We start from the raw sequence: 5,128 nt of genomic DNA, 5'->3' as shown, positions 1-5,128 counted from the left end.
ATCCGTGACGAGGTCATCTCATGATCACCCCTGCCCTGACCAGCGAGGCGTCAGGACCGTATCCCCGGGGCGCCGCCACCGGCGCGGCCCGCGTCACGCCGGTGCCCGGCCCGGCGACCGACACCCCGGCCTGTCCGGCGCTGACCGCCGCACGCTCCGGAGCGCCGGAGGACATCGCCCGGTTCGTCGCTGCCTTCGCGGCGGACGTGACCCGCTACATCGCGTTCCTGCATCCGGACACCGACACCGTGGAGGACCTGGCACAGGAGACGATGCTGCGCGCGATCGTGGCGCTGCAGCGGTTCGAGGGCCGGTCCTCGGCGCGCACCTGGCTGTTCTCCATCGCCCGGCGCACCGTGGTGGACAGTGTCCGCCGTGCCGCGGCCCGGCCCAGGACCGCCGACGGCGAGGACTGGGAACGGCAGGCCGAACGCCGCCAGGCCAACAACCCGCACAGTCTCCACGCCCTCGACGAGGCGGTGGCGTTGCGCGCCCTGCTCGGCACTCTCACCGAGGAACGCCGCCAGGCGTTCGTCGCCACCCAGCTGTGGGGCCTGTCCTACGAGCACTGCGCCTCGCTCAGCGGGTGCGCGGTGGGCACCGTACGGTCCCGGGTCTCCCGGGCCCGCGCCGATCTGGTGCGGACGCTGCGGGAGGCCGAACGCGGCTGAGCGCGGGCGCCGTCGGGTGCCCGGAGGGGCCGTGTCAGCTGCCAGGTGGCACGACCACAGCGGTGACGGGGGCCTCCGGGCCCGCCGGCAGCGCAGCACGCGGCAGGCCCGTTCCCCGCGGTGAGCGGCCGGTCCGGAGAGCGCAGCACGGTGGGCGTGAAGGGCTCACCCCCGGGGTGGCGCCCGCCGGTACGGTGATCCCCGGGGTCTCGACCACCCGGCCGGAGCCCGGCGGCGCGTTCCCGGCGGTCCCCCCTCGGCCGCGCCGGACGGGACGGCGTGGGCGTACTCCTCGACGTGAGTGATGCGCGGCCCGGTCGGCGCGGCGGAAGGACGCGCGACGGCGGGCGACGTCGTAGCGCGGCGCCCCGAGGGCACCGCCGCGGGCCACCCTCCCCGCGCGGTCCTCGGCGCGGGCGGCGGGTGATCGGCCGCCGGAGGGGTGGTGCGACCGGCGAGGGCTCGGTGGCGAACGCCTGCGCGCCGAACGGCCGTACCCAGCGGGCGCGCGGGGCGGGGCCGCGCAGTCCGCGTCCTTCCGAGCCGCCCGGGACCGCCTGGATCCCGCGTCCCGCCAGCTGCCCGACCACCAGTCTCCCGCACCAGCTGCCGTGCACCAGACGACGGGCAGGGAGTTGCTCACGCTTCCTCACACCTTCGGCGAGCGCCCTCCGCTCACCGAACCGTGCCGGGCACGGCGAGGCGGATCGGCCCCGGAACGCCGGTTTCAGGGGAGGCGGCCGACTCCGCCGATGCCGACGCTGGCGCTGACGTCCCCGTCCACGGCGAGGTCCGGACGCCACAGCGGGATACGGACGATGCCGGGCTCCACCAGCTCCAGGCCGTCGAAGTACCCGGCGATCTGCTCGGGGCTCCGCAGGATGTAGGGGACGGCCCCGGTGCGGTTGTACTGGTCCTGCGCTGCGGCGCGCTCCGGATCGGTATCGGGTGCGTCGTGCAGCGAGAGGTAGCTTCCGGAGGGCAGGCCCTCCAGCAGGCGGCGCACGATGGAACGGGCCTCGTCGTAGTCGGTGATGTGGCCGAGGATGCCGCTGAGGATGAGCGCCACCGGGCGGGAGAGGTCGAGGAGCCCGGCGGCCGACGCGATGATCGACTCGGGGTCGGCGAGGTCCGCGTCGATGTAACGTGTCGCGCCCTGGGGCGTCGAGGTGAGCAGGGCCTGGGCGTGCAGCAGCACCAGCGGGTCGTTGTCCACGTAGACGATGCGGGACTCGGGTGCTTCGCGCTGGGCCACCTGGTGCGTGTTGTCCACCGTCGGCAGCCCGGTGCCGACGTCCAGGAACTGCCGCACTCCCGCTTCACCGGCCAGATAGCGGATCGTGCGGACCAGGAAGTACCGGCCGGCGCGCGCGTCGACGTCAATGCCCGGAGACGCCTGCCGGAACGCGTCGCCGGCGACCCGGTCGACTTCGTAGTTGTCCTTGCCGCCCAGCCAGTAGTTCCAGATCCGGGCCGAGTGGGGCACCGTCGTGTCGATCCGCGAAGGGCCGCCGGTGTACGAGGTCATCGTGCTCTCCGTTCCGCGCCGTGACTGTCACCGGCACCCTAACGGCCGTGCCGCGCAAGGGGGTTGGCTCAGCACGGGCCGGGTCAGGGGACGCCGTTCCGTACCGCGGGCGGGCGGCCGGCCGGTAGACCGGGATCGTCACCCCCGCGGGGCGGCCCGCCCGCCGATAGCAGCCCTGCCCGGGGAACCTTCCCGGCCTCCTCGTCGAACAGCGGCAGAGCCCATCCCCCGCGCCGGGGCCGGCCCCGCCCGTCAGGTGCTGGAGCGCCTGATCAGTTCGGTCGGCAGGATCAGGGAACTGGGTTCCTCGCCTCCGACGAGCCGGACGAGCAGGCGCGCCGTCTCGCGGCCCAGCGCCTCGATGGGCTGGCGCACCGTGGTCAGCGGCGGTTCGGTGACCTTCGCGACGTCCAGGTCGTCGAAGCCGACGACCGCGACGTCGCCGGGGACCGTCCGGCCCGCGTCGCGCAGCACGCGCAGCGCGTCGGCGGCCATGTTGTCGTTCGCGGCGAAGACCCCGTCGAGGTCCGGGTGCCGCTCCAGCAGTCCGGCCATGGCGACGGCGCCGGTGGGCCGGGCGAAGGTGCCGTACTCCGGCGGGAGCGGGTCGAGACCGGCGAGGATCATGGCCTCCCGGTAGCCGTGGTACCGCGCTCGGCCCACCTGGGTGTCCAGTGGCCCGCAGATCATGCCCACCCGCCTCCGCCCCCGGCTGATCAGATGCTCCGTGGCCCGGCGCGCGCCCCCGACGTTGTCGACGTCCACGTACCACGGCGGCTCGGACCCCACGGGACGCCCGCCGAAGACCACGGGCAGTTCCGTCCCGTCGGTGACGCGCAGCACCGGGTCGTTCTCCCGCACCGCCATCAGCATGACGCCGTCGACGCCGCGGGCGCGGAGCAGTTCTTCCAGGCGCCGCCGGCTGCGGTCGGAGGCCGCCAGACACAGCATCAGATGCAGACCGGCCTCCTCCAGGGCGGCCGAGGCACCGACGATCACCCGGGCGAAGAACGGGTCCGCGAAGATCGACGGGGTCTCTCCGGAGATCACCAGGGCTGCCACGTTCCGCCGGCTGGTCGCGAGCGCCCGCGCGGTGGTGTCCGGTACGTAGTCGAGTTCCCTGATGGCGCGCTGGACGGCCTCGCGCTTGTCCCGCCGGACGTGCGGCGCGTTGTTCAGCACCCGGGAGGCCGCCGAACGGGAGACACCGGCACGCTCGGCCACCTCGTCGAGTGTGGGCTTGCGGCGCGGCACGTTCGTCATGGATCGCGGGCCCTTCCCTCTGCGCCGAGGCGTCTCCCGGAGAACTGGGAGCGCTTCCAATTTCTGCCGCCCCAAGGTTCCCAGCGAACATCCGTCGAGGATAGCCCCGTGACAGCCCTTGACAGGGCCCATCAGCACACACACCATACCGAGCGAGCGACCTCGGAGTGCTCTCCCGATTCTGGGAGCGCTTCCAAAAACCAGCGGCACGTCCCGACGCGCCACCCGGGTCCTGATGCCGCAGCCCGGTGCGCCATCACAGGCTCAGGACGAGAGCCGCGTGGCGCCTCCAGCCCTCCACGAAGTGAGGTACTTCCGTGCGCAAGCTCCTCCGCGGGGCCGTGGCGGCCCTCTTCGCCCTACCGCTCTTCCTCACGGCGTCACCGTCCGCGCAGGCGGCGCCGGCCTCCGACCCGCTTGCCATGACCAGCGGCTTCTACGTCGACCCCAACTCCAGCCCCGCCGTCTGGGCAGCCGCCAACCCGGGCGACGGACGGGCCGCAGCGATCCGCGACTCCATCGCCCGTACCCCCATGGCCCGCTGGTTCGGTTCCTGGAGCGGCGACATCCGTTCCGCCGTCAACTCCTACACCGGCGCGGCCCAGTCGGCCGACAAGCTGCCGATTCTCGTCGCCTACAACATGTACGGCCGTGACGCCTGCGGCGGGCACTCGGGAGGCGGCGCCCCGTCCCCGTCCGCGTACGGGAGCTGGGTGGCCGAGTTCGCCCGCGGGGTGGGCAACCGTCCGGCCGTCATCGTGCTGGAGCCCGACGCCCTCGGCGACTACAGCTGCATGTCCCAGGGCCAGATCGTCGAGCGCCAGAACATGCTCATCAACGCCCTCTCCCAGTTCCGCTCCACCGCACCGAACGCCTGGGTCTACCTCGACGGCGGCAACTCCGGCTGGATCGACGCCTCGACCATGGCCGACCGGCTCAACTCCTCCGGGCTGAGCCTGGCGCGGGGCTTCTCCCTCAACGTCTCGAACTTCTACCGCACTGACGAGGCCGTGTCCTACGGCAACCGCGTCAACCAGGTGCTGAGCCAGCGGTACGGCTACAGCAAGCCGTTCGTCGTGGACACCAGCCGCAACGGCAACGGCTCCAACGGCGAGTGGTGCAACCCCGCCGGCCGCAAGATCGGCACGCCCAGCCAGCAGGGCGGGGGCGGCGCCGAGATGCTGCTGTGGATCAAGACCCCGGGCGAGTCCGACGGCAACTGCGGCGTCGGATCAGGCTCCACGGCCGGACAGTTCCTGCCGGAGGTCGCCTACCGGATGATCTACGGCTACTGACCGCTCACCTCAGCGGCCTCGGCACCGGCGCCTCCCGCCGGGGCCGAGGCGGTGCGCGAGGGGCGGCCCTCCCCCGGGCCCCGGCTCGCCCGGCGCCACACCAGCACGCCGCCCATCAGCACGGCGAGAGCCGCGGCGGGCAGCCAGAGCCAGGACGTGGCAGGGCTGGAGGCGGACACCCCGGCCATCACCCAGGCCGCGTTCCCGGGCAGCGTCCCGAGCGCGGTGGCACCGGCGAACGGCAGCCAGCCCATCCGGGAGAACGCCGCCCCGAGGTTGACCGCCCCGAACGGCATGACCGGCAGCAGCCTCAGCATCAGCACACTGGTGAAGGCACGTTCCGACAACCGGCGTTCCAGCGACGCCAGCAC

At 73.3% G+C, this 5,128-nt stretch carries 5 protein-coding genes; 2 read left to right on the top strand and 3 right to left on the bottom strand.

The genetic code is table 11. The features are described 5' to 3' along the window. The first annotated feature begins 20 nt into the window (after positions 1 to 20). Positions 21 to 671 carry a sigma-70 family RNA polymerase sigma factor gene (locus ACFV5N_RS24440; protein ID WP_385603727.1) on the top strand — a complete coding sequence of 217 codons (651 nt, stop codon included), beginning with the start codon at positions 21 to 23 and terminating at the stop codon, positions 669 to 671. 727 nt (positions 672 to 1,398) lie between these two features. On the opposite strand, the gene ACFV5N_RS24435 is transcribed toward ACFV5N_RS24440, so the two are convergent. Next, a complete protein-coding gene (locus ACFV5N_RS24435) occupies positions 1,399 to 2,199 on the bottom strand; it encodes an SAM-dependent methyltransferase (RefSeq protein ID WP_385603724.1) in 801 nt (266 codons plus the stop codon). 252 nt (positions 2,200 to 2,451) lie between these two features. Further along, complete coding sequence (locus tag ACFV5N_RS24430; protein WP_385603721.1) at positions 2,452 to 3,462, bottom strand: LacI family DNA-binding transcriptional regulator; 1,011 nt, start codon at positions 3,460 to 3,462, stop codon at positions 2,452 to 2,454. 317 nt (positions 3,463 to 3,779) lie between these two features. Here ACFV5N_RS24430 and ACFV5N_RS24425 point away from each other — a divergent pair, with 317 nt between their 5' ends. After that, positions 3,780 to 4,757, top strand: a complete 978-nt coding sequence (locus tag ACFV5N_RS24425; RefSeq protein ID WP_385603718.1) for a glycoside hydrolase family 6 protein — start codon at positions 3,780 to 3,782, stop codon at positions 4,755 to 4,757. On the opposite strand, the gene ACFV5N_RS24420 is transcribed toward ACFV5N_RS24425, so the two are convergent. Next, positions 4,751 to 5,128: TVP38/TMEM64 family protein (locus tag ACFV5N_RS24420; RefSeq protein ID WP_385603715.1), on the bottom strand; the 378-nt coding region annotated here is incomplete at its 5' end. The genes ACFV5N_RS24425 and ACFV5N_RS24420 overlap by 7 nt on opposite strands.

The organism is Streptomyces sp. NPDC059853 (assembly GCF_042731495.1).
GTDB lineage: Bacteria > Actinomycetota > Actinomycetes > Streptomycetales > Streptomycetaceae > Streptomyces.
This window is presented reverse-complemented; position numbering and strand designations above follow the sequence as displayed.